At 71.5% G+C, this 22,767-nt stretch carries 23 protein-coding genes and 1 other RNA gene; 17 read left to right on the top strand and 7 right to left on the bottom strand.

The genetic code is table 11. The annotated features are described in order from the left end of the window. The first annotated feature begins 4 nt into the window (after positions 1 to 4). Together recR and KBB57_RS03915 are read left to right on the top strand one after the other, a co-directional pair. Positions 5 to 607, top strand: a complete 603-nt coding sequence (gene recR / locus KBB57_RS03920; protein WP_290747087.1) for a recombination mediator RecR — start codon at positions 5 to 7, stop codon at positions 605 to 607. Positions 608 to 905: 298 nt separating this feature from the next. Then, complete coding sequence (locus KBB57_RS03915; protein ID WP_290747085.1) at positions 906 to 1,382, top strand: hypothetical protein; 477 nt, start codon at positions 906 to 908, stop codon at positions 1,380 to 1,382. Here KBB57_RS03915 and KBB57_RS03910 read toward each other — a convergent pair. From KBB57_RS03910 to KBB57_RS03890, 5 genes are all read right to left on the bottom strand, one after another. Further along, a complete protein-coding gene (locus KBB57_RS03910) occupies positions 1,373 to 1,942 on the bottom strand; it encodes a membrane integrity-associated transporter subunit PqiC (protein ID WP_290747083.1) in 570 nt (189 codons plus the stop codon). The two genes, KBB57_RS03915 and KBB57_RS03910, sit on opposite strands and share 10 nt — an antisense overlap. 2 nt (positions 1,943 to 1,944) lie before the next feature. Beyond that, a complete protein-coding gene (locus KBB57_RS03905; protein WP_290747081.1) occupies positions 1,945 to 4,377 on the bottom strand; it encodes an MlaD family protein in 2,433 nt (810 codons plus the stop codon). Continuing rightward, the gene (locus tag KBB57_RS03900) at positions 4,370 to 5,014 is read right to left on the bottom strand and encodes a paraquat-inducible protein A (RefSeq protein ID WP_290747079.1); all 645 of its coding nucleotides are present in this window, start codon (positions 5,012 to 5,014) and stop codon (positions 4,370 to 4,372) included. Before KBB57_RS03900 ends, KBB57_RS03905 begins: the two co-directional genes overlap by 8 nt. Then, positions 4,981 to 5,637 (bottom strand): paraquat-inducible protein A, encoded by a 657-nt coding sequence (locus KBB57_RS03895; protein ID WP_290747077.1) that lies wholly within the window; start codon positions 5,635 to 5,637, stop codon positions 4,981 to 4,983. Before KBB57_RS03895 ends, KBB57_RS03900 begins: the two co-directional genes overlap by 34 nt. A gap of 125 nt (positions 5,638 to 5,762) precedes the next feature. Continuing rightward, a complete protein-coding gene (locus KBB57_RS03890; protein WP_290747075.1) occupies positions 5,763 to 7,430 on the bottom strand; it encodes an arylsulfatase in 1,668 nt (555 codons plus the stop codon). 142 nt (positions 7,431 to 7,572) lie between these two features. Between KBB57_RS03890 and KBB57_RS03885 the strand changes: the two genes are divergently transcribed. Then, a complete protein-coding gene (locus KBB57_RS03885) occupies positions 7,573 to 9,885 on the top strand; it encodes a molybdopterin-dependent oxidoreductase (protein WP_290747074.1) in 2,313 nt (770 codons plus the stop codon). Between the two features lie 4 nt (positions 9,886 to 9,889). Further along, positions 9,890 to 10,453: a peroxidase-related enzyme gene (locus KBB57_RS03880; protein WP_290747072.1), complete on the top strand. Its 564-nt coding sequence runs from the start codon at positions 9,890 to 9,892 to the stop codon at positions 10,451 to 10,453. Positions 10,454 to 10,491: 38 nt separating this feature from the next. Here the strand turns inward: KBB57_RS03880 and rsgA are convergent, their stop codons facing one another. Both rsgA and ffs read right to left on the bottom strand, forming a co-directional pair. Then, complete coding sequence (rsgA, locus tag KBB57_RS03875) at positions 10,492 to 11,535, bottom strand: ribosome small subunit-dependent GTPase A (protein ID WP_290747070.1); 1,044 nt, start codon at positions 11,533 to 11,535, stop codon at positions 10,492 to 10,494. 162 nt (positions 11,536 to 11,697) lie between these two features. After that, positions 11,698 to 11,795, bottom strand: an RNA gene (ffs, locus tag KBB57_RS03870) — signal recognition particle sRNA small type. Between the two features lie 557 nt (positions 11,796 to 12,352). Between ffs and KBB57_RS03865 the strand changes: the two genes are divergently transcribed. From KBB57_RS03865 to KBB57_RS03805, 13 genes are all read left to right on the top strand, one after another. After that, positions 12,353 to 12,718: an NADH-quinone oxidoreductase subunit A gene (locus KBB57_RS03865; RefSeq protein WP_290747068.1), complete on the top strand. Its 366-nt coding sequence runs from the start codon at positions 12,353 to 12,355 to the stop codon at positions 12,716 to 12,718. After that, the gene (locus KBB57_RS03860) at positions 12,718 to 13,254 is read left to right on the top strand and encodes an NADH-quinone oxidoreductase subunit B family protein (RefSeq protein WP_290747066.1); all 537 of its coding nucleotides are present in this window, start codon (positions 12,718 to 12,720) and stop codon (positions 13,252 to 13,254) included. Before KBB57_RS03865 ends, KBB57_RS03860 begins: the two co-directional genes overlap by 1 nt. Continuing rightward, positions 13,251 to 13,883: an NADH-quinone oxidoreductase subunit C gene (locus tag KBB57_RS03855; protein WP_290747064.1), complete on the top strand. Its 633-nt coding sequence runs from the start codon at positions 13,251 to 13,253 to the stop codon at positions 13,881 to 13,883. The genes KBB57_RS03860 and KBB57_RS03855 overlap by 4 nt, the downstream gene beginning before the upstream one ends. 72 nt (positions 13,884 to 13,955) lie before the next feature. Continuing rightward, positions 13,956 to 14,873, top strand: a complete 918-nt coding sequence (locus KBB57_RS03850; protein ID WP_290747062.1) for a sulfotransferase — start codon at positions 13,956 to 13,958, stop codon at positions 14,871 to 14,873. Positions 14,874 to 14,888: 15 nt separating this feature from the next. Next, complete coding sequence (locus KBB57_RS03845; RefSeq protein ID WP_290747060.1) at positions 14,889 to 16,100, top strand: NADH-quinone oxidoreductase subunit D; 1,212 nt, start codon at positions 14,889 to 14,891, stop codon at positions 16,098 to 16,100. Beyond that, the gene (gene nuoE, locus KBB57_RS03840; protein ID WP_290747058.1) at positions 16,100 to 17,134 is read left to right on the top strand and encodes an NADH-quinone oxidoreductase subunit NuoE; all 1,035 of its coding nucleotides are present in this window, start codon (positions 16,100 to 16,102) and stop codon (positions 17,132 to 17,134) included. Before KBB57_RS03845 ends, nuoE begins: the two co-directional genes overlap by 1 nt. A gap of 89 nt (positions 17,135 to 17,223) precedes the next feature. Then, a complete protein-coding gene (gene nuoF / locus KBB57_RS03835; RefSeq protein ID WP_290747056.1) occupies positions 17,224 to 18,519 on the top strand; it encodes an NADH-quinone oxidoreductase subunit NuoF in 1,296 nt (431 codons plus the stop codon). 5 nt (positions 18,520 to 18,524) lie between these two features. After that, positions 18,525 to 19,016: a DUF3291 domain-containing protein gene (locus KBB57_RS03830; RefSeq protein ID WP_290747054.1), complete on the top strand. Its 492-nt coding sequence runs from the start codon at positions 18,525 to 18,527 to the stop codon at positions 19,014 to 19,016. Between the two features lie 4 nt (positions 19,017 to 19,020). Then, positions 19,021 to 19,245, top strand: a complete 225-nt coding sequence (locus tag KBB57_RS03825) for a hypothetical protein (RefSeq protein ID WP_290747052.1) — start codon at positions 19,021 to 19,023, stop codon at positions 19,243 to 19,245. Then, positions 19,242 to 19,403, top strand: a complete 162-nt coding sequence (locus KBB57_RS03820) for a hypothetical protein (protein ID WP_290747050.1) — start codon at positions 19,242 to 19,244, stop codon at positions 19,401 to 19,403. The genes KBB57_RS03825 and KBB57_RS03820 overlap by 4 nt, the downstream gene beginning before the upstream one ends. Beyond that, positions 19,400 to 21,418: an NADH-quinone oxidoreductase subunit NuoG gene (gene nuoG / locus KBB57_RS03815; RefSeq protein WP_290747048.1), complete on the top strand. Its 2,019-nt coding sequence runs from the start codon at positions 19,400 to 19,402 to the stop codon at positions 21,416 to 21,418. Before KBB57_RS03820 ends, nuoG begins: the two co-directional genes overlap by 4 nt. Before the next feature lie 3 nt (positions 21,419 to 21,421). Continuing rightward, on the top strand, positions 21,422 to 22,459 hold the full coding sequence (nuoH, locus tag KBB57_RS03810; protein ID WP_290747046.1) for an NADH-quinone oxidoreductase subunit NuoH: 1,038 nt from the start codon (positions 21,422 to 21,424) through the stop codon (positions 22,457 to 22,459). After that, a complete protein-coding gene (locus KBB57_RS03805; protein ID WP_290747044.1) occupies positions 22,459 to 22,767 on the top strand; it encodes a hypothetical protein in 309 nt (102 codons plus the stop codon). Before nuoH ends, KBB57_RS03805 begins: the two co-directional genes overlap by 1 nt.

Genomic DNA, 22,767 nt, shown 5'->3' with positions numbered 1-22,767 from the left:
GCCCATGGCGGACCGGGGGGCCGAGGCGGTCGAGCGGCTGATCGCGCTCCTCGCGCGGCTGCCCGGGCTGGGGCCGCGCTCGGCGCGGCGGGCGACGCTCGCCATGCTGAGGAAGCGCACGACGCTGCTGGAGCCGCTGACCGCGGCGATGGCGGAGGTCGCCGCGACGGCGCGGGAATGCGACCGCTGCGGCAACATCGCCACCGGGGCGCTGTGCCCGGTCTGCGCCGACCCGGCGCGGGCGACGGGGGAGCTCTGCGTGGTGGAGACGGTGGCCGACCTCTGGGCCATGGAGCGGTCGGGGGCATACCGGGGGCGCTATCATGTGCTGGGGGGCGTGCTGTCGGCGATCGACGGGGTGGGGCCGGAGGCGCTGCGCATCCCCGGGCTGTCGGCGCGGATCGCGGAGGAGGGGGTGGGCGAGGTGATCCTCGCGCTCAACGCCACCGTCGACGGTCTGACGACGGCGCATTACATCGCCGAGACGCTGGAGCCGGCGGGGGTCCGGGTGACCTCGCTCGCCAAGGGCGTGCCGATCGGGGGCGAGCTCGACTACCTCGACGACGGCACCATCGGCGCCGCGCTGGCGGCGCGCCGGGCGATGTGAGGGGCGGGGCCGGCAATGTCCCACAGTGAGACGTCCCACAGTGAGACGCTATTCAAGCCACTGAATTCTATAGATAATCAAGTTATCAACAGGATTATCCACAGCCGGTCCGCTCGGCTTTCTCAGGAGATCGGCGAAAAGCAGGAGGCGTTCGATGCGCGACCTTTTCCTTGTGTGCCTGGCGGTGATTTCGGTCGCTGGTCCGGCCGGGGCGGCGTCGCTCAACACCGGCATCGGATCGGTTGGCGAGGCCGAACCGGGCTGAACCGTGGTCTCGCGTGGGGGCCCGCTCGACCTGATGATCTCGCGACATCCTGCCTGGCTCGAGCCGGGCGAATCGGGCCTCCGGGCGAATTGGATCTCGCCGTTCGTGTTCCCCGACGGGGAGGCTGCGGCGGCGCCGCTCGGCGATCGGGACGTCGTCTACACCTATAGCAGGACGTTCGATCGCCCCGCGGGTGCGATGACCATCGCATGGGCATCGGACAATGCCGCCGTGCTCCGGCTCAACGGCCGCGTGCTGGACAGCGCCGACGACTGGGGATTCCTAAATCCGCGCCGGTTGACCGTCGGCTTGGCCGGGCTGCTGGACGCGGACAACCTCCTCGAGGTCGAGGTGGTGAACTTGGCCTGCGATTGCGCGAATCCCACCGGGCTCCTCGTGAACGTCGCGCCGGTTCCGCTTCCCGCGGCGTCGGGCGTCATGGTCACGGGGCTCGCGTTCCTCGCGATGGCGGCGCGCCGCCGACGGCCGTCCGGTTCGCGTCAGGAATAGCCGCCGCGTGACAGGCGGGCGGCGATCTGGTCGGCGAGGGCCTCGACGGCGCGGGCGTGGGCGTCGATCAGGCCCTGGTAGCCGGCGCCCTGCGGCGGCAGGGTGATGGCGAAGCGGTCGGAGGAGATCACCCGGCCGGAGAGGTTCGAGACGATCACGTACTGCCCGGAGAACTGGAAGGGGCCGTCGGGCGCGCCGATCATGCGATCGACGAAGACCTCGACGCGGAGGTCGGGCTGGTCGAAGGCCGGCCAGGGCTCGGTCGCCACCTGCGCGGCGAGGCGGGATTGCAGCGCGGCGACGAGGTGCCGGGTGAGCGCCCGGCGCGGGGTGTCGGCCCAGAGCGCGCCCTTGGAGAGCGTGACCGCGCCAGTGTCGTTCATCACCGCGATCTCGACCGTCTCGGCGTAGGCGGGCAGGCTCATGTCGGCGACGGCGACGCTGCCGGCCGAGCCCTGCCGGCTCGCCCCGCCGACCGGGGGCACCAGGTAGTAGTCGGGTTTGCCGGCGCAGGCGGCGAGGCCGAGCGCCGCGAGGAGCAGGAGGAGGCTGCGGCGCATCGTCATCTCCCGAAGAGGACCGAGTTCGGCTTGCGCTCCAGCGCGATGACCAGCGCGTTGACCGACTGGGCGGCGTTGCGCAGGTCGCGCAGCATCGCCTGGGTCTCGCGGGTCAGCTCGGAGCCGGGCGCGAAGCCGGCGATCGTGGTGTCGGCGGTGGCGGTGAGCCGGTCGATGCGCTCGATCAGCGCCGGGAGCAGGGCGGCGGCGGAGGTGATCGCCGCGGCCGCCTCGTCGGCGGAGGCGAGCGCGCTGTTGACGTTCTGGACCGCGCCGCCCTCGCGCAGCTCGGCGACGAGGGCGCGGACCTGGGCGAGCGACTGCGACAGCTCGGCCGGGACCTGCTTCATGCCGTCGGAGGCGAGGAGCGTCTCGGTGGCGTCGAGGGTGCGGGTCGCCTGGGCGACGAGCTGGTCGAGCGGCAGTTGCTCGACGCGGGCCGAGAGGGCGCGGAGGTTGTCGATCACCTCCGGCAGCTGCGCGGTGGCGGTGTCGACGTTGGCCGCGGCGCGCTCGGCGGAGGCGACCGCCTTCGAGATCTCGGCCCCGAGGTTGGCGGCGTTGAGCTCGTCGGTCAGCCGGCGCAGCGAGGCCACGGTGGCGTTGACGTTCTCGACCGTGCCGCCGGCGCGCAGGTCGGCGATCAGCCCGCGGATCTCGGCGAGCGCCGCGTCGACGGAGCCGGGGATGGCGCCGACCTTCTCGGAGCGGACCAGCGCGTCGATGCCGTCGACGGTGCGGGTCGCCGAGGCGACGAAGTCGTCGAGCGGGAGCGCGCGGGCCTCGTCGGCGACGCCGCCGACGCTGGTCATCAGCGCGGGCACGCCGTCGGCGACGACGCCGAACTTCTCGATGGTCGTGCGGGTGGTCTGGATCGTCTCGGTGAGCGCGGTGACCAGCTCCTGGGTCTCGACCTGGGAGACGACCTCGCGGATCGTGGCGAGGGTCTGGGCGATCTGCGCCGGGGTGTCCTTGATGCCGCTGGTGTCCACCGTCTCGCGGATGTCGGCGATCAGCGCGCCGATGTTGGCCGGGACGGTGCGGACGTTCGGGTCGGCGACCACGGCGTTCACGTTGGCGAGCAGCGTCGTGAAGGTGCGGATCAGGTCCTCGAGCGGCAGCGCGGCGAGGCGCTTCATCACGCCCTCGGCCGAGGCGGCGAGGCCGGAGGCCTCGGTGGCGGCGGAGGGGATGACGGGGAGCGGCAGCGCGTCGCGCTCGAGCGCGGCGGCGGGCGCGTCGGGCAGCTCGGCGAGGTTGACGAAGAGCGACTGGCCGAGGAGGCCGGCGCTGGCGAGCTGGGCGCGCAGGCCCTGGCCGACGAGGTCGGCGAGGAGGTCGAGGCCGGCCTCGGGGATCGCGCCTGCCTCGGCGACGATGCCCATGCGCTGGGGGACGATGGCGAGCGTGACGCGCATCCGGAGCCGGGTGGCGTCGCCCTCGCGCAGCACCACCGGCTGGAAGGCGGTGACCTCGCCGACGGTGACGCCGCGGAACTCGACCTTGGCGCCGGGCTCGAGGCCGCTGACGCTCGAATCGAAGAAGGCGTTGAGGCTGACGCGCTCGCCGGGCAGGTCCTCGATGGCGTTCTGGCGGGCGGCCGATTCGGAGGCGTAGAGCTCGAAGACGTGCCCTGCCTCGACCTGCTGGGCCTGCGCGCCGATCTGGGCGAAGCCGACGCCGCCGCGGACGAGCGCGGCGAGGCTCTCGACGCTGATCGTCGCGCCGCCGGCGCCGAGGTTGAGCGAGAAGCCCGAGGCGTTCCAGAAGCGGGCGCCCTCGGTGAGGAAGGCGTCGTAGGGGGCGTTGACGAAGAGGTCGACGAAGACGTCGCCGTCGGTGGTGAGCTCGACCTTCTCGACGCGGCCGACCGGGATGCGCTTGTAGAGCACCGGCGCGCCGGCGGAGAGGGAGCCGCCGTCGGGGGCGCGCAGGCGGATGCGCAGGCCCGGCTGGTCGGCGCGGGTCAGCGGCGGCTGCGGCAGGGCGGTGAAGCGCTGGGCCGGGGTTCCCGGCTCGCCGCTCCAGAAGGCCTCGATGTAGACGCCGGAGAGGACGGTCTCGATGCCGGTGACGCCCTGGGTGGAGACCTGCGGGCGGACCACCCAGAACTCGGCGTTGGAGTCGAGGAAGCGCGCCATCGACTTCTCGATGCGGGCGGTGGCGACGACGTTCTTGAGGTCGTCGCTGAAGGCGACGCTCTCGACGATGCCGATGTTGACGTCGCGGAAGCGGATCGTGGTCTTGCCGGCCTCGATGCCGGCCGCGCTGTCGAGGACGATGTCGATCGCCGGGCCGCGCTCGGAGTAGCTCTGCCAGGCGACGAAGAGCGAGATGGCCAGCGCGACGAGGGGAACGAGCCATACCGCCGAGATGCGGCGCGAGCGCGGCTCGGCCTTCGGCTCCTCGATCATCGGCTCGTGTGCGTCAGTCATCGTCACCCGCGCGTCTGTCGACGCTGTCCCAGATCAGCCTCGGGTCCATAGCCTGCGCCGAGAGCATGGTAAAGGCGACGGAGAGGGCGAAGAAGGCCGCCGCCGGGCCGGGGCGGATCGAGGCGAAGAAGCCCATCTGGATCAACGCGGTGAGGATGGCGACGACGAAGACGTCGACCATGGACCAGCGGCCGATGAACTCGACGGCCTCGTATAGCTTCATGCGAGCGTGGACCGAGATCGGCAGGCGGCGCTGGATGGAGAGGGCGAGGACGGCGATGGTGAGGATCTTGGAGACCGGGATGACGACGCTGGCGAGGAAGACCACGCCGGCGATAAGCCAGGCGCCGTGATGGGCGAGGTCGACCACCCCGCCGAGGATGGTGGAGGAGAGCTTCCGGCCGGTGATGGTGGTGATCATCATCGGCAGGAGGTTCGCGGGGATGTAGGCGATCAGGCCGACGAGGAGCCAGGCCCAGACACGCTGGAGCGAGGCGGGGGCGCGGCTGTGCAGCGCCGCGTGGCAGCGCGGGCAGTGCGGCGTCCCCGCGGGCGACACCTTGCCGCAGGCGCGGCAGCCGACGAGGCCCGCGGCGCGGGCGGTCAGCGCGGGGCCGTGCGGTCCAGGATGCGCCATAGCGACCAGTCGTCGAGGGAGGTGGCCTCGAGGACCACGAGGAGGACCATGCAGACCATCGCCCAGAAGGCGGGGCCGAGCGAGACGGAGGCCATGCCGGCGACCTTCACCAGCGCCACGACGACGCCGATGATGAAGACCTCGGCCATCGACCAGGGGCGCAGCAGCCCGGCGAGGCGGAAGGCCTCGTGGGCTCCGGGCGCGGGCGGGCGGCCGAGGCGGATCGGCAGGATGACGTAGGCGAGCGCGAAGGCGCGCATCACCGGGATGACGACGATGAGCATCCCGACCGCGAGGGCGAGGGGCGCGGTCAGCCCGGAGGAGAAGGCGAGGGCGGCGTCGAGCACCGAGGCCTTGCGGGTGAGGCCGAAGGTGTGGAGCTCGAGGAAGGGGAACATCACCGCGCCGATCATCAGCACGACGACGGCGACGGAGGCGGCGAGGGTGCGGTCGAGGGCGTGCGGGCGGTTGGTCATCACCACCTCGCCGCAGCGGCCGCAGCGCACCCGCCCGCCGAGCGGCGGCTCGACCTCGCGGTTGAGCGCGTCGCAGTAGGGACACGCGACCAGCCCCTCGCCCGTCAGGGCGAGCGTGGACGTCCCGGCGGGAGGCGCTGCGATCATTGCGCCGGTCTAGGGTTTTTCCGGGGCGTGCGAAAGGCGCCGCGTCGGGAGATGCGGGGCGGGACCTGGTCCGCCCTGCGGATGGCGCGGGCGCAAGGCGCGCGCCCGCGACCGCCGTTCCGGGGTCAGCCGCCGCCGGCCTGCACGCGCGGCGGGTTATCCGGGTCGAGCGCCGGCACCGGGTTCTCCGGATCCTGCAGGTTCGGCTTGAGGTCGTTCGAGGCGCCGCCGGGGAACCGCTTGATGCTCGGGAACTGGATCAGCGACTTGTCGAACTCGATGAGCGGCGGATAGACGAGCGCGAGCACCCAGCCGTTGTCCTCGCCCGCGTACTGGCCGGGCGAGCTCTTGGGCAGCCGCGACGACATCGCGCCGTTGAACACCATGTCGTACTTCTCGTACGGGTCCATCGTCAGGTTGTAGAGCGAGCCGATCGAGCCGAGGTCCTGCGTCGGGCCGAGCCAGGTGTCCTTGGCGTTCCACGTATACTTCCAGGCGATGTTGACCCAGGGCTCCCTGGGATCCCCGGCGACGTCCACCCGGACCGCCTGGAAGGTCTCGCCGTCGATGTACATCCACGACCGCCGCGCCGAATGGTCGGCCTTGCCGAGGACGTAGGCGCTGTTGTCGATGCTGTCGAAGTAGATCGGCTTGCCGTCGTCGTCCTGCCAGGCGCCGTGCGGCGGCGGGGTCAGCCCGGACAGGGCGGCGAGCGTCGACCAGAGGTCGATGTGGCTCATCATCTCGCCGCGGACCTCGCCGGCCGGGATGTGGTCCGGCCACCACATCAGGCCCGGAACCCGCCAGCCGGCCTCGAAGGAGCTGCCCTTCTCGCCGCGGAACGGGTGCGTGCCGGCGTCCGGGTAGGCGTCCTGCCAGGCGCCGTTGTCGGCGGTGACGATGACGATGGTGTTCGGAGCCTCGGCGCGGATCGCGTCCATGATCCGGCCGATGTTCGAATCGAGCTCGAGCATCGAGTCGGAGTAGCGGCCGAGGTGGGTCTTGCCGGCGAACTCGGGGGCCGGGTTGTTGGGGTTGTGCATCTTCATGAAGTTGACGTCCATGAAGAACGGCTTGTCGGACCTGGCGTGGTCCTTGATGTACTGGACGGCGCTGTCGGCCTGCCGCACGTCGAAGGTCGAGAGATAGTCCCAGGAGAACTCGCCGACCTTCTCGGCGGGCTTTCCGGCGACGCCCTGCCACTCGTACATGTTGACGACGTCGAAATAGGCCTTGGCGATCTCCGGGTTGTAGGACGGGAACCACGGGTGGAACCACGGCGAGGTGTCGCTGTAGGTGTAGACGCCCGGATAGTAGGCGCCGAAGTGCTTCATCTCGTCGAAGCCGTGCTCTATCGGGTAGGCCTCCGGCTTGTCGCCGAGGTGCCACTTGCCGGAGAAGTAGGTGGTGTAGCCGTTGTCGCGGAAGAACTCGGCGATCGTCGGCGTGCTCGTCCGGAGGCTGTTCTCGTCGCCCGGCGCGACCACGATCGAGAGCGCGGAGCGGATCGGGACGCGGCCGGTGATGAACGAGGCGCGCCCGGCGGTGCAACTCGCCTGCCCGTACCAGGAGGTGAAGAGCGCCCCCTCCTGCGCGATCTGGTCGACGTGCGGCGTCGGGTGGCCGAGCGCCGCGCCGCCGCCGGTATAGGCGCCGAAGTCGGCCCAGCCGGTGTCGTCCGTCATGAGCATGACGATGTTCGGCCGCCTGGCCTCGGCGCCTTGCCCGAAGGCGGGCGGCGCCGTTGCGAACGCGACCGACAGGAGGAGCAGGCCGATGCCGCGCGAACGCATGAGGTTCTCCTTGGGATGCAGCGGATGGCGCGGACAATCTAGCACCGCGGGGCGGGGGCGGGGTGATTCGTTTCCCGCGGCGGGCCCGAGGCTTGATGCCGGCGGCGTATGGGGTGAAGTTGCGGGGCCGGAGGAGCAGAGCATGGCCGAAGCCGTCGTCAGGGTTCCGCATTGCAGCCACTGGGGGGCCTACACGCTCCTCGTCGAGGGCGGGCGGATCGTCGGGGTGGAGCCCTTCGCGCTCGATCCGGCGCCGTCGCCGATCATCCGCTCCGTCGAGGAGTGGACGCGGCCCGAGCGGCGGGTGCTGCGGCCGATGGTGCGCGAGGGCTGGCTGGCCGCACGCGGGGCCGGCGACCGGCGGGGGCGCGGCGGCGAGCGCCTCGTGCCGGTGAGCTGGGACGAGGCGACGGAGCTGGTGGCCGGCGAGGTGCGGCGGGTGACGGAGACGCACGGGCCCGCGTCGATCTTCGCGGGGAGCTACGGCTGGGCGAGCTGCGGGCGGCTGCACCACCCGGCGACGCTGCTCAAGCGGATGCTGAACCTCGTCGGCGGCTATACCGGCCATGTCGACACCTATTCCATCGCTGCGGGGCCGGTGATCCTGCGCCACGTGCTCGGCGACGAGCGGGCGTGCTGGGGGCAGGCGAGCACGCTCGACACCATCGCCGCGCACGGCGAGACGCTGGTGGTGTTCGGCGCGATGACCCCGCGCACCGCGCAGACCGAGTCGGGCGGCATCGGCGCGCACCGGCTGGAGGAGGACCTGCGGGGAATCGTGGCGCGCGGGGTGAAGGTGGTGCTGGTCTCGCCGCTCGCCGACGACCTGCCGGAATGGGTGGGGGCGGAGTGGTGGCCGGTCCGGCCGAACACGGATGCGGCGCTGATGCTCGGGCTCGCCGGCGAGATCGTCGCGGCCGGGCGGCACGACGAGGATTTCCTCGCGCGCTGCACCAGCGGGTCGGAGGCGTTCCTCGCCTATCTGCGGGGGGAGACGGACGGGACGCCCAGGACCGCCGGCTGGGCGGCGGCGATCACCGGGATCCCGGCGGAGGCGATCGCCGGGCTGGCGCGGCGGCTGGTAGAGACGCGGTCCATGCTCACGGTGAGCTGGTCGCTGCAGCGCGCCCATCACGGCGAGCAGCCGTTCTGGGCGGCGCTGGGCCTCGCCGCGGTGGCGGGGCAGATCGGGCTGCCCGGCGGCGGGGTGGGCTACGGCTACGGCTCGCTCGGGGGCATGGGCGCGCCCTTCGTCACCTCGGCCTCGCCGGGGATGTCGCAGGGGCGGCAGGCCATCGACAGCTTCATCCCGGTGGCGCGGATCGCCGACATGCTGCTGAGCCCGGGCGGGGGCTACAGCTACGAGGGCGAGGCGAGGACCTATCCCGACATCCGCCTGCTGTGGTGGGCGGGCGGCAACCCGTTCCACCACCACCAGGACCTCAACCGGCTCGCCGAGGCCTGGACGCGGCCCGAGACGGTGATCGTGCAGGACCCGATGCTGACCGCGACGGCGCGGCGGGCGGACATCCTGCTGCCGGCCTCGACCTCGGTGGAGCGCAACGACCTCGCCGGCAACAAGCGCTCGGACTTCATCCTCGCCATGGCGAAGGCGGTGGAGCCCCTGGGCGAGGCGCGGTCGGACTTCGAGATCCTGCGCGGCGTGGCGGCGCGGCTCGGGGTGGGCGCGGCCTTCGACGAGGGGCTGGACGAGATGGGCTGGATCCGGCGGCTCTACGAGGGAAGCCGGGCGGATGCGGCGCGGCGGCGCGGCTTCGCGATGCCGGACTTCGAGACGTTCTGGGCGCAGGGCCACGCGCGCTGCCCGGTGCAGGGGGACCACACCTATCTCGACGGGTTCCGCGCCGATCCGGAGGCGGCCCCGCTCGCCACGGAGAGCGGGCGGATCGTGCTGGGGAGCCGGCTTCTGGCGGCGCTCGGCTATGCCGACTGCCCGGCGCATCCGGCGTGGATCCCGCCGGCGGAGTGGCTGGGCGGCGCGGCGGGGGACGAGCTGCACCTCGTCTCGCACCAGCCCGCCGGGCGGCTGCACAGCCAGCTCGAGACCGGGCCGGCGAGCCGGGCGGACAAGCGCGGCGGGCGCGAGCAGGCGCGGATGGCCCCGGCCGAGGCGGCGGCGCGCGGCATCGCCGACGGGGCCACGGTGCGGCTCTGGAACGCGCGCGGGGCCTGCCTCGCCACGGCGCGGGTCGACGCGGGCGTGGCGGCGGGGGTGGTGGCGCTGCCGACGGGGGCCTGGCTGACGCCGGTCGGCAACAGCGGGCTCGACATCGCCGGCAACCCCAACGTGCTGACGCTCGACATCGGCTCGTCGCAGTTCGGCCAGGGCTGCGCGGCGCATACCTGCCTCGTGCGGGTCGAGCCCTACGAGGGCGAGGCGCGGGACGCGATCGAGACCTATGGCCGGCAGGTCGCCGAGCTGCTGGCGGGGTGAGGCGATGACGGACGAGACGCGGTTTCCGTTTCCCGAGCTGGGGGGCCTGCCCGACGACGTGCGGGAGCGCATCCTCGCGGTGCAGGAGAAATCGGGCTTCGTGCCCAACGTGTTCATGGCGCTGGCGCGGCGGCCGGAGGAGTTCCGCGCCTTCTTCGCCTATCACGACGCGCTGATGGAGCGGCCGGGCGGGCTCAGCAAGGCCGAGCGCGAGATGATCGTCGTCGCCACCTCGGGCGAGAACCGCTGCCTCTACTGCGTGGTGGCGCACGGCGCGATCCTGCGCATCCGGGCGAAGGACGCGCAGGTGGCGGACCAGGTCGCCGTGAACTGGCGCAAGGCGGCGATCAGCCCGCGGCAGAAGGCGATGCTCGCCTTCGCGAGCAAGGTGGCGGCTCGGGCGCACGAGGTCGGCGCGGCGGACTACGCGGGGCTGGAGGGCCACGGCTTCTCGGTCGAGGACATGTGGGACATCGCGGCGATCGCGGCGTTCTTCGCGATGTCGAACCGGCTCGCCAACGCCTTCGACGTCCGGCCGAACCCGGAGTTCTACGCGCTGGGGCGCTGAGGGAGCCCCGGCAGGCGAGGGCCTGCCGGGGCTCCGCGTCAGTCGCCGCGGCGACGCGCCTTGTCGGCCATCGCCCGCCGCGCCATCCGGCTGAAGCCGCGCTCGGCGCGGCGGGACTCGGCGAGGGTGGCGCTGTTGCGCGCCTCCTCGCGCTCTAGCTTCCGCCAGCGCGCGAGGCGGGCCGGGTCGAGGCGGCCGGCGTCGATCGCCGCGCGCACCGCGCAGCCCGGCTCGCCGTCATGGGCGCAGTCGGCGAATCGGCACCCGCGGGCGAGCGCGCCGAGATCCCCGAAGACCGCGGCGACGCCCTCGGCGGCGTCGGCGAGGCGGAGGGCCCGCATCCCCGGCGTGTCGATCAGCCAGCCGCCGGCGCGGGTGCGGCGCAGGCTGCGCGCGGTGGTGGTGTGGCGGCCGCGGGCGTCGTCCTCGCGAATCGCCGCGGTGGCGAGCGTCGACCCGGTAAGCGCGCCGGCGAGCGTCGACTTGCCGACGCCGGAGGAGCCGACGAGCGCCACCGTCTCGCCGGGGCCGCACCAGGGCTCGAGCCGGGCGACGGCGCCCGGGTCGAGGGCGTTCACCGCCTCGACGGGGAGCGCGCGGGAGAGCTCGCGCACCCGGTCGACGTAGAGGTCCGGGTCGGCGCAGGCGTCGGCGCGGGTCAGCACGACCACCGGCGTCACGCCGGACTGCCGCGCCAGCGCGAGGTAGCGCTCGAGGCGGGCGACGTTGAAGTCGGCGTTGCAGGAGGTGACGACGAGGAGCGTGTCGACATTGGCGGCGACGAGCTGGAGCTCGGCGCCCGTGCCGGCGGCGCGCCGCGCGAGCAGCGACTTGCGCGGCAGGAGCGCGAGCGCCCGCGGCGCGGCGCGGTCGGCGAGGAGCCAGTCGCCGACCGCGATCTCGCCCACGGCGAGCGGTCCGGGCGCGAGGCGGCGCGGCCCGGCGGCGTCGAGGGCGTCGACCCCGGTGCGATGCACGGCGGCGACGCGCATCGGCTCCCCGGCGGCGAGCGCGCCGGGGTCGAGGTCGGATTGCAGGAAGGGCGACCAGCCGAGGTCGCGAAGCGAGGGGGTGGAGTCCATCGGGGTCCGTCCGAAGCCATGACGCAAGAGCGCGCTCCCGGGTGGGGCGCGCGGCGGCGGCAGGCGGACGAGGGAGCGCTAGAGGGCGCGCGACTCCGGGTCCGCCCGGCGGGCGACGGCGACAGTCATGAGCGGACACCCTCCCTTGCTGGCGGACACGAACGGCGAGAGGCTGACAACGACCCAAGCGGGACCCGTTACGGCTGCTTCCTTCCGGACCTGACCGGGTTGGCGAGGCGCCTGCCCGCGCCAACCTCTCGGGCGCAAATATAATCAGGACGGCGGACAGGGGCAAGCCGGCCGTCGGCCGCGCCCGCGACGACCGCCCGAAGGCCCCGTCGGCTCCCGCCGCCCCGACCTCCCTTTCTTCTCTTTTCCCTGACCTGTCGTGCAGGTTCCCCTTTGGGGGCGGGGGGAAGGGGGGCGGGGGAACGCGCGCAACGGCGCGCAGGGGCCCCACCCGCGCTTGCGCGGGCGGGGAGACCGGCTCCCCGGAACGCAAAGGCGCTCCGTCCGATCTCCCGGCGGCGTCCCGCGATCTCGCCGCTCGCGGCGGTAGCAACGCCGGGGCGGGGAGACGGCGACGTCCGCGCCACGGCGCAGCGCGCCGCGGGCGGGACGGTCGAGCCGGCGCGACGTCGACGCGGCGCCTGGGTCCGGCCGGCGCAGCCGGGCGGAGGGCGGCCCCGCGGGTTCGGAGCGCCGGCTCGGCAAGGGCGCTTCGGGCTTGGTTGACGCCATGCGAGTCGATGGGTAGGACGTGAGGGGACCGGGCGGCCTGCCGCCCGTCGCGGGATGTGCTTGCGGAGGGCGCGTTTTGGACGACATTCTGCGCGAGTATCTCCCCATCCTGATCTTCCTCGGGCTCGCGATCGCGCTCGGCCTCGTCCTGCTCCTCGCGGCGGCGGTGGTGGCGGTGTCGAACCCCGATCCCGAGAAGATCTCGGCCTACGAGTGCGGGTTCAACGCCTTCGACGACGCGCGCATGAAGTTCGACGTGCGCTTCTACCTGGTGTCGATCCTCTTCATCATCTTCGACCTCGAGGTGGCCTTCCTGTTCCCCTGGGCGGTGAGCTTCCCGCTGCAGGGCGAGGTCGGCTTCTGGTCGATGATGGTCTTCCTCGCGGTGCTGACGATCGGCTTCGCCTACGAGTGGCGCAAAGGAGCCCTGGAATGGGAGTGATGGAGCCGTCCCCGGCCCTGGCCACCGCCGCCGGACCGGACAGGGAGGTCGCGGCGCGGGCGATCTCCGACGAGCTGGCCGACAAGGGCTTCCTCGTCACCTCGACGGCCGACGTCATCAACTGGGCGCGCACCGGCTCGCTGCACTGGATGACCTTCGGCCTCGCCTGCTGCGCCGTCGAGATGATGCACACCTCGATGCCGCGCTACGACCTCGAGCGCTTCGGCACGGCGCCGCGCGCCTCGCCCCGGCAGTCCGACCTGATGATCGTCGCCGGCACGCTGACCAACAAGATGGCCCCGGCGCTGCGCAAGGTCTACGACCAGATGCCGGAGCCGCGCTACGTGATCTCGATGGGATCCTGCGCCAACGGCGGCGGCTACTACCACTACAGCTACTCGGTGGTGCGGGGCTGCGACCGGGTGGTGCCGATCGACGTCTACGTGCCCGGCTGTCCCCCGACGGCCGAGGCGCTGCTCTACGGCATCCTCCAGCTGCAGCGGAAGATGCGGCGCACCGGGACGATCGTGCGATGAGCGCGCCCGCCCGCCTGGCGGCCGCCGAGGCCGCGCTCGAGGAGCTGCAGGAGAGCATCCTGCTGCGCCGCGCGGACGCGGTGCGCGAGGCGGAGATCCGCTTCGGCGAGCTGACGCTGCATGTCGGCCCGGGCGCCATCCCGGAGTTCCTCGAGTTCCTGCGCAGCGATCCGTCCTGCCGCTTCACCACGCTGATCGACGTGACGGCGGTGGACTGGCCGGACCGCGAGAAGCGCTTCGAGGTGGTCTACCACCTGCTCTCCATGTCGCTGAACGCCCGCGTGCGGGTGAAGGCGGCGGTCGCGGACGGCGAGATCGTGCCGTCGATCATCGGCGTCTACCCCTCGGCCAACTGGTACGAGCGGGAGGTCTTCGACATGTACGGGATCCTGTTCTCGGGCCATCCCGACCTGCGGCGGCTGCTGACCGACTACGGCTTCCGCGGCCATCCGCTGCGCAAGGACTTCCCGACCACCGGCTACGTCGAGGTGCGCTACGACGAGGAGCAGAAGCGGGTGGTCTACGAGCCGGTGAAGCTCGTCCAGGAATACCGGATGTTCGACTTCATGAGCCCGTGGGAAGGCGCCGACTACATCCTGCCGGGCGACGAGAAGAAGGACGCGCGCTGATGCCGCGCCCCCGCCTCCGCCTCCGCCTTCCCGCATGTCGCGAGCCGATCGGGCCAGCCTGAGGAACTCCAATTGGCCATCGCTCCGGACCCACGCTTCGCCAGGCCTCGGACCCTCTTCTTCGGGGTAGGCGCGCAGAAGGCGGCCACCTCGTGGCTCGACGCCTATCTGCGCGCGCATCCCGAGATCTGCATGCCGGTGCGCAAGGAGCAGCATTACTGGTCGACGCTCGCCGGGGCGCCCGGGCGCGACCGCCTCGCCCGGGCGCGGCGCAAGATCGCCCGGATCGAGGCGCGGTCGCTCTGGAAGCGGACCACGCGCTCGCGGCGGGATCGCAGCGTCGAAACGGCCTGGCGGCTGAGCGAGCAGATGCTCGCCGACCGGCGGGGCGACCATGCGGCCTATGCCGACGTGCTGCTCCAGGCCTGGGCGGGCGAGCCGGTCGTCGGCGAGATCACCCCGGCCTATGCGCTGCTCGACACGGAGAGCTACGCCGAGATGGCCGCGCTGAACCCCGACGTGCGCTTCCTCTTCGTCCTGCGCGACCCGGTGTCGCGGCTGGTGTCGGGGGTGAACATGAACGTGCGCAAGGACCAGCCGAGGGGGCGCGGCGACTTCTCGACCCGGCTGGCGGCGGCGCTGGCCGACCCGGAGGACTCGAGCGTGCTGCGCTCGCGCTACGACCTGACGATCGAGCGGCTGGAGCGGGCGGCGCCGCGGGAGCGGATCTGCTACCTGTTCTTCGAGACGCTGTTCCGCCAGGAGGAGATCGACCGGCTGACCGACTTCCTCGGGGTGGCGCGGCGGCCGGCGGGCCTCGGCGAGAAGGTGAACGCCGCGCGCAGGGGCGGCGAGAAGGCGAGCGAGCGGGAGATCGCGCAGGCGGTCGAGACGCTGCGGCCGACCTATGAGTTCGTGCGCGCCCGATTCGGCGACGCGGTGCCGCCGTCGTGGCGGAGGCCGGCGGCCCGGCGGGCGGCGGCGGTCTGAGACGGGGGCGGGACGATGGACGAGGCGACCCAGGGCCTGCTGAAGGACGAGCAGCGGATCCGCAACTTCAACATCAACTTCGGCCCGCAGCATCCGGCGGCGCACGGGGTGCTGCGGCTGGTGCTCGAGCTCGACGGCGAGCTGGTCGAGCGCTGCGACCCGCATATCGGGCTCCTGCACCGCGGCACCGAGAAGCTGATGGAGAGCCGCACCTACCTGCAGAACCTGCCCTATCTCGACCGGCTCGACTACGTGGCGCCGATGAACCAGGAGCATGCCTGGTGCCTCGCCATCGAGAAGATGACCGGCGTCGAGATCCCGCGGCGGGGCTCGCTGATCCGGGTGCTCTATTCCGAGATCGGCCGGATCCTGAACCACCTGCTCAACGTCACCACGCAGGCGATGGACGTCGGCGCGCTCACGCCCCCGCTCTGGGGATTCGAGGAGCGCGAGAAGCTGATGATCTTCTACGAGCGCGCCTGCGGGGCGCGGCTCCACGCCGCCTATTTCCGCCCCGGCGGCGTGCATCAGGACCTGCCGCAGGATCTGATCGACGACATCGCCAAATGGGCGCACGAGTTCCCGGCGGTGCTCGACGACATCGAGGGGCTGCTGACCGAGAACCGCATCTTCAAGCAGCGCAACGTCGACATCGCCATCGTCAGCGCCGAGGAGTGTCAGGCGCTGGGCTTCTCGGGCGTGATGGTGCGCGGCTCCGGCCTCGCCTGGGACCTGCGGCGCTCGCAGCCCTACGAGTGCTACGACGAGTTCGACTTCAAGATCCCGGTAGGGGTGAACGGCGACTGCTACGACCGGTATCTGATCCGCATGTGGGAGATGCGCGAGAGCACGCGGATCATCCTTCAGGCGATCGACAAGCTCAACGCCTGCAAGGGGCAGGAGGTGCTGGCGCGCGGCAAGCTGTCGCCGCCGAAGCGGGCGGAGATGAAGACCTCGATGGAGGCGCTCATCCACCACTTCAAGCTCTACACCGAGGGCTTCCACGTGCCGGCGGGCGAGGTCTACGCCGCGGTGGAGGCGCCGAAGGGCGAGTTCGGGGTCTATCTGGTCGCCGACGGCACCAACAAGCCGTGGAAGGTCAAGCTCCGCGCCCCCGGCTTCGCGCATCTCGCGGCCATGGACTACATCTGCCGGGGCCACATGCTGGCGGACGTCTCCGCGGCGCTCGGCTCCCTCGACATCGTGTTCGGAGAGGTCGACCGCTGATGCTCCGCCGCCTTTATCACGAGCAGCCCGAGAGCTTCGCCTTCACGCCGGGGAACCTGGCATGGGCGCAGACGATCATCGCGAAGTATCCGGAGGGGCGGCAGGCCTCGGCCGTGATCCCGCTCCTGTGGCGGGCGCAGGAGCAGGAGGGCTGGGTCACGCGGCCGGCGATCGAGGAGATCGCGCGGATGCTCGGCATGGCCTATATCCGCGTGCTCGAGGTCGCGACCTTCTACTTCATGTTCCAGCTCCAGCCCGTCGGCAGCGTGGCGCATGTGCAGGTCTGCGGCACCACCTCCTGCATGATCTGCGGGGCGGAGGACCTGATCGCGGTCTGCAAGAAGAAGATCGCGCCCCACGCGCACCAGCTCTCGGCCGACGGCAAGCTGAGCTGGGAGGAGGTCGAGTGCCTTGGGGCCTGCGCCAATGCGCCGATGGCGCAGATCGGCAAGGATTATTACGAGGATCTGACCGCCGAGAGCTTCGGCGAGATCCTCGACGCGCTCGCGCGTGGCGAGGTGCCGCGGCCGGGGCCGCAGAACGGGCGCTTCGCGTCGGAGCCGCTCGGGGGAACGATCCTGCCGGCGGGCGAGCGGACCGAGGCGGCCAACGGCTCGGTGGCGCTGGCGCTCGCACTCGGCGACACGGTCGCGCGCATCACCGGCGAGCCGGTCCGGCGGAGCCCGGCGCCCGCGGCGGAGGCCGGGCCGGTGGCCGCTCCGGCTCCCGTCGCGCCGGCCGGGGAGCGGACGCGGCCCGCGGCGCTGACGGCGGCGCGGGACGGCGGCGCGGACGACCTCAAGCGGATCAAGGGCGTCGGGCCGAAGCTCGAGGCGCTGCTGCATTCGCTCGGCATCTTCCATTTCGACCAGATCGCGGCCTGGGGGCCGGCGGAGCTCGGCTGGATCGACGAGAACCTCGAAGGGTTCCACGGCCGGGCGAGCCGCGACGACTGGATCGGGCAGGCGCGGATCCTCGCCGCGGGGGGCGAGACGGAGCATTCGCGGCGCGTCGACCGGGGCGAGAGCACCTGAGGCGCGAGAGGCAGGCGGCCCGGGCGCGGGCCGCGGGAAAGGCGTGACGGAGGTCCGGGCTGCGGGCCGGACGAGAGGGAACGAGACCGATGCTGGCGGACAAGGACCGGATCTTCACCAACCTCTACGGCATGTTCGACCGCAGCTTGGCGGGGGCGCGCTCGCGCGGCTGCTGGGACGGCACGGCCGGGATCATCGGCCGCGGCCGCGACAAGATCATCGAGGAGATGAAGGCCTCCGGCCTGCGCGGCCGTGGCGGCGCGGGCTTCCCGACCGGGCTCAAGTGGTCGTTCATGCCGAAGCAGAGCGACGGCCGGCCGCATTACCTCGTCGTCAACGCCGACGAATCCGAGCCCGGCACCTGCAAGGACCGGGAGATCATGCGCCATGATCCCCACACGCTGATCGAGGGCTGCCTGATCGCCTCGTTCGCGATGGGGGCGAACGCGGCCTATATCTACCTCCGGGGCGAGTATATCCGCGAGCGCGAGGCGCTGCAGATCGCGGTGGACGAGGCCTATGACGCGGGCCTCCTCGGCCGGAACGCCGCGGGATCGGGCTGGGACTTCGACCTCTACCTGCACCACGGCGCCGGCGCCTATATCTGCGGCGAGGAGACGGCCCTCATCGAGAGCCTCGAGGGCCGGAAGGGGATGCCGCGGCTGAAGCCGCCGTTCCCGGCCAATACCGGGCTCTACGGCGCGCCGACCACGGTGAACAACGTCGAGTCGATCGCCGTGGCGCCGACGATCCTGCGCCGCGGCGCGGCGTGGTTCTCCTCGATGGGCCGGCCGAACAACGTCGGCACCAAGGTCTTCGCCATCTCGGGGCACGTGAACCGGCCCTGCGTGGTCGAGGAGGCGATGTCGATCCCGCTGCGCGAGCTGCTGGAGAAGCACTGCGGCGGGGTCCGCGGCGGCTGGCAGAACCTCAAGGCGGTGATCCCCGGGGGCTCGTCGGTGCCGCTCCTGCCGGCGGCGGTGTGCGGCGAGGCGATCATGGACTTCGACTGGCTGCGCGAGCAGCGGTCGGGCCTCGGGACGGCGGCGGTCATCGTGATGGACCAGTCCACCGACATCATCAAGGCGATCTGGCGGCTGTCGAAGTTCTACAAGCACGAGAGCTGCGGCCAGTGCACCCCCTGCCGCGAGGGCACCGGCTGGATGATGCGGGTCATGGAGCGGCTGGTCACCGGCGAGGCCGATCCGGCCGAGATCGACATGCTGCTCGACGTGACCAAGCAGGTCGAGGGCCACACGATCTGCGCGCTCGGCGACGCCGCGGCCTGGCCGATCCAGGGCCTGATCCGGCACTGCCGGGGCGAGATCGAGGACCGCATCAAGGCGAAGCGGACGGGGCGGGTCAGCGCCGTCGCGGCGGAGTGAGGCTCGTGCCCGGGGATCATCTCGCCCAGCTCAACGTCGGCCGGCTCGTCGCGGAGACGCACGATCCGCGCGTGGCGGAGTTCATGGCGGCGCTCGACCGGGTGAACGGGCTCGGCAAGCGGATGCCGGGCTTCGTCTGGATGATGGAGGGCTCGGGCGAGCCGGGGAAGGGCAACACCGAGACGAAGCTCGACGGCGATCCGCGTTACGTCGCCAACCTGACGGTGTGGGAGAGCGTCGAGGCCCTGGAGGCGTTCGTGTGGAACACGGCGCACCGGCAGTTCTACGCCCGCCGGGCCGAGTGGTTCGAGCTGATGCCGGAGCGGCATTTCGTGATGTGGCGCGTGCCGGCGGGCCATCGGCCGACCCTCGACGAGGGGCTGGAGCGGCTGGCGCATCTGCGGGCGCACGGCGACAGCGACCATGCCTTCGGCTGGGAATTCGCGCGCGAGGCGCGGCTGTGGCGGACGCGCGCCTGCGCGGTGGCGGCGGAGTAGGGCGATGGAAGCGACCACGACGGTCACGACGGACTACGGCGCGATCGGCCTCGTGCCGGTGCTGGTCATCCTCGCCCTGGCGGTGATCCCCTACTGGAAGATCTGGCGGCGCACCGGGCATTCGGGGGCGTGGTCGCTCCTGATGATCATCCCGGTGGCGAACCTGATCTCGCTCTGGGTGCTGGCGTTCAAGGACTGGCCGGCGCTGCGCGACGGGGGGCGGCGATGACCTTCGCGCCGGACGATCTCGGGCGGGCCTTGTCGGACCTCGCCGAAGCCATCTTCGACCGCCGCGGCGAGGCCGCGACCGTGGACATGACGCGCGTTCCCCCCGCCGCTCCGAAGCGGCCGGAGGACGCCGGGAAGGCCCGTGAGGGGAAGAAATGAGCGACCTGCGCAAGCTGATCGTCGATGGCGTCGAGGTGGCGGTTCCGCCGCAGATGACGCTCCTGCAGGCCTGCGAGGTCGCGGGCGTGGAGATCCCGCGCTTCTGCTACCATGAGCGGCTCAGCATCGCCGGCAACTGCCGGATGTGCCTCGTCGAGGTGGTCGGCGGCCCGCCGAAGCCGGCCGCGTCCTGCGCGATGCAGGTCAAGGACCTGCGCCCCGGGCCCGAGGGGCAGCCGCCGCAGGTCAAGACCAAGAGCCCGATGGTCAAGAAGGCCCGCGAAGGGGTGATGGAGTTCCTGCTCATCAACCACCCCCTCGACTGCCCGATCTGCGACCAGGGCGGCGAGTGCGACCTGCAGGACCAGGCCATGGCCTACGGCGTCGACTTCAGCCGCTACCGCGAGCCGAAGCGGGCGGCGATCGACATGGACCTCGGGCCGCTCGTCAAGACCGAGATGACCCGCTGCATCTCCTGCACCCGCTGCGTGCGCTTCATCACCGAGGTCGCGGGCGTGCCGGAGATGGGCCAGACCGGGCGCGGCGAGGACAGCGAGATCACCTCCTATCTCGGGCGGATGCTGACCTCCGAGATGCAGGGCAACGTCATCGACCTGTGCCCGGTCGGGGCGCTGACCTCCAAGCCCTATGCGTTCACGGCGCGGCCCTGGGAGCTCTCCAAGACGGAATCGATCGACGTCATGGACGCGCTCGGCTCGGCGATCCGCGTCGACGCCAAGGGGCGCGAGGTGATGCGCATCCTGCCGCGCAACAACGACGGCGTGAACGAGGAATGGCTGGCCGACCGCTCGCGCTTCGTCTGGGACGGCCTCCGGCGGCAGCGGCTGGACAGGCCCTATATCCGCGAGGGCGGCAAGCTCCGGCCGGCGACCTGGGCCGAGGCCTTCGCCGCGGTGAAGGCGGGGCTCAAGGGCAAGAAGGTCGCCGCGCTGGCGGGCGATCTCGCCTCGGTCGAGGCGATCTTCGCGCTGAAGCTCTTGTCGGAGAGGCTCGGCGGCGTGACCGAGTGCCGGCTCGACGGGGCGGCGCTGCCGGCGGGGAACCGCTCGGGCTATGCCGGCTCGGCGCGGATCGGGGACATCGACGCGGCGAAGCGCATCCTGCTCGTGGGCGTGAACCCGCGGCACGACGCGCCGGTGCTGAACGCCCGGCTGCGCAAGGCCTGGTTGAACGGCGCGCGGATCGCCTCGGTGGGCGCGCCCGCGGACCTGACCTATCCGGTCGAGCATATTGGCGCGGGGCGGCAGGCGCTGGCGGCCCTGAACCGCGAGACGCTGACCGACGAGGAGAAGGCGACCCCGAGCGTGATCGTGCTCGGCGCCGACGCGCTGACCGCCGGCGACGGCGCGGCGGTGCTCGGCGAGGTGATGGCGCTGTGCGACCTGACCGGCTCGAAGCTCCTGATCCTGCACACGGCGGCGAGCCGGGTGGGCGCCATGGACCTCGGGTTCACCACCGAGGGCGGGCTCGCCGCGGCGCTGGACGGCGCGGGCGCGGTCTATGCGCTCGGCGTCGACGAGATCGACATCCCGGCCGGGCCGTTCGTGGTCTACCAGGGCTCGCACGGCGACCGCGGCGCGCATCGGGCGGACGTGATCCTGCCGGCGGCGGCCTGGACCGAGGAGGCGGGCGTCTTCGTCAACACCGAGGGGCGGCCGCAGATGGCGCTGCGCGCCGGCTTCCCGCCGGGGCAGGCGCGGGAGAACTGGGCGGTGCTGCGGGCGCTGTCGGCGGAGCTGGGCGCGACCCTGCCGTTCAACGCGTTGGGCGAGCTGCGTCGGCAGCTCTTCGCGGCATTCCCGCATCTGGGGCATATCGAGGAGGTCCCGGAAAATCCGTGGACGCCCCTGCCCCGCGGCGATATGACCGGGCAGGATTTCGGGGGACCCGTGCAGGATCATTATCTTGGCAACCCGATCCTGCGGGCCAGCACGGTCATGGCCGAGCTGTCGCGGCTCGCCGCCGGGCGGCATCACGCAATGGCGGCGGAGTAGGCGATGGACGGGTTCCTCGACACCGGCTTCGGGATCTTCCTGATCGTCCTCCTCCAGTGCCTGGTGGTGACGGTCTTCGTCCTCGTCTGCCTCGCCTTCCTGATGTACGCCGACCGCAAGATCTGGGCGGCGGTGCAGCTGCGCCGGGGTCCGAACGTCGTCGGGCCGTGGGGGCTGATGCAGTCCTTCGCGGACTTCCTGAAATACATCGTCAAGGAGATCGTCATCCCGGCCGGGGCCAACAAGCCCCTGTTCCTGCTGGCGCCGATGATCTCCTTCGTGCTGCCGGTGATCGTCTGGGCGGTGATCCCCTGGGCGCCCGGCTGGGTGATCTCCGACATGAACGTCGGGATCCTGTTCATCTTCGCGATCTCGTCGCTGCACGTCTATGCGATCATCATCGGCGGCTGGGCCTCGAACTCGAAATATCCGTTCATGGGCGCGCTGCGCTCGGCGGCGCAGATGATCTCCTACGAGGTCTCGATGGGCCTGATCATCGTCGGGGTGCTGATCTCGGCCGGGACGCTGAACCTCAGCCGCATCGTCGAGGCGCAGGCCGGGAGCTGGGGGCTCTTCCACTGGTTCTGGCTGCCGCAGCTCCCGATGGTGGTGCTGTTCTTCGTCTCGTGCCTCGCCGAGACCAACCGGCCGCCCTTCGACCTGCCGGAGGCGGAGTCGGAGCTGGTGGCGGGGTATCAGGTCGAGTATTCCTCGACGCCGTTCCTGCTCTTCATGATCGGCGAGCTGACCAGCGTGTTCTTCATGTGCGCGCTGATCTCGGTGCTGTTCTTCGGCGGCTGGCTGTCGCCGATCCCGGGGCTCCCCGACGGGGCGTTCTGGATGTTCGCCAAGATGGTGTTCTTCTTCTTCATCTTCGCGATGGTGAAGGCGATCGTCCCCCGCTACCGCTATGACCAGCTCATGCGGATCGGCTGGAAGGTGTTCCTGCCCTTGTCGCTGGGCTGGGTCGCCCTGGTGGGGCTCTTCGCGCAGTACGGCTGGTTCTGGGGCGCCTATCAGCGCTGGGCTATCGGAGGCTGATGATGATTGCCACGAGCAAGAAGTACTCTTGGCTTGCAGGCGGTCACCGCTTTGCCATTTTGCCGATCTCCGTTGGCGGCTACGTTGTGAGTATCAACGAGCAGCTCAGAGGCTTCTATCCGAATGCCGAGAGCGCGGCGGATGATTTCCGTCGTGGCCACATAGCGACCATCATAGACGGTAAGCGTCCCTATCTTATCCGGACGCGGGAGTATGAGTTTCCGCGTGATCTGGTCGGATGGAAGATGACGGAGATCATCCCTATCGAGATCGACGAACACCCCACGTTCGTGGCTGTTGGAGGCTGA

This window comes from Amaricoccus sp. (assembly GCF_017993425.1).
Taxonomy (GTDB): domain Bacteria; phylum Pseudomonadota; class Alphaproteobacteria; order Rhodobacterales; family Rhodobacteraceae; genus Amaricoccus.
Note: the sequence above shows the minus strand (reverse complement) of the source record. Positions and strands in the feature narration are given on the sequence as shown.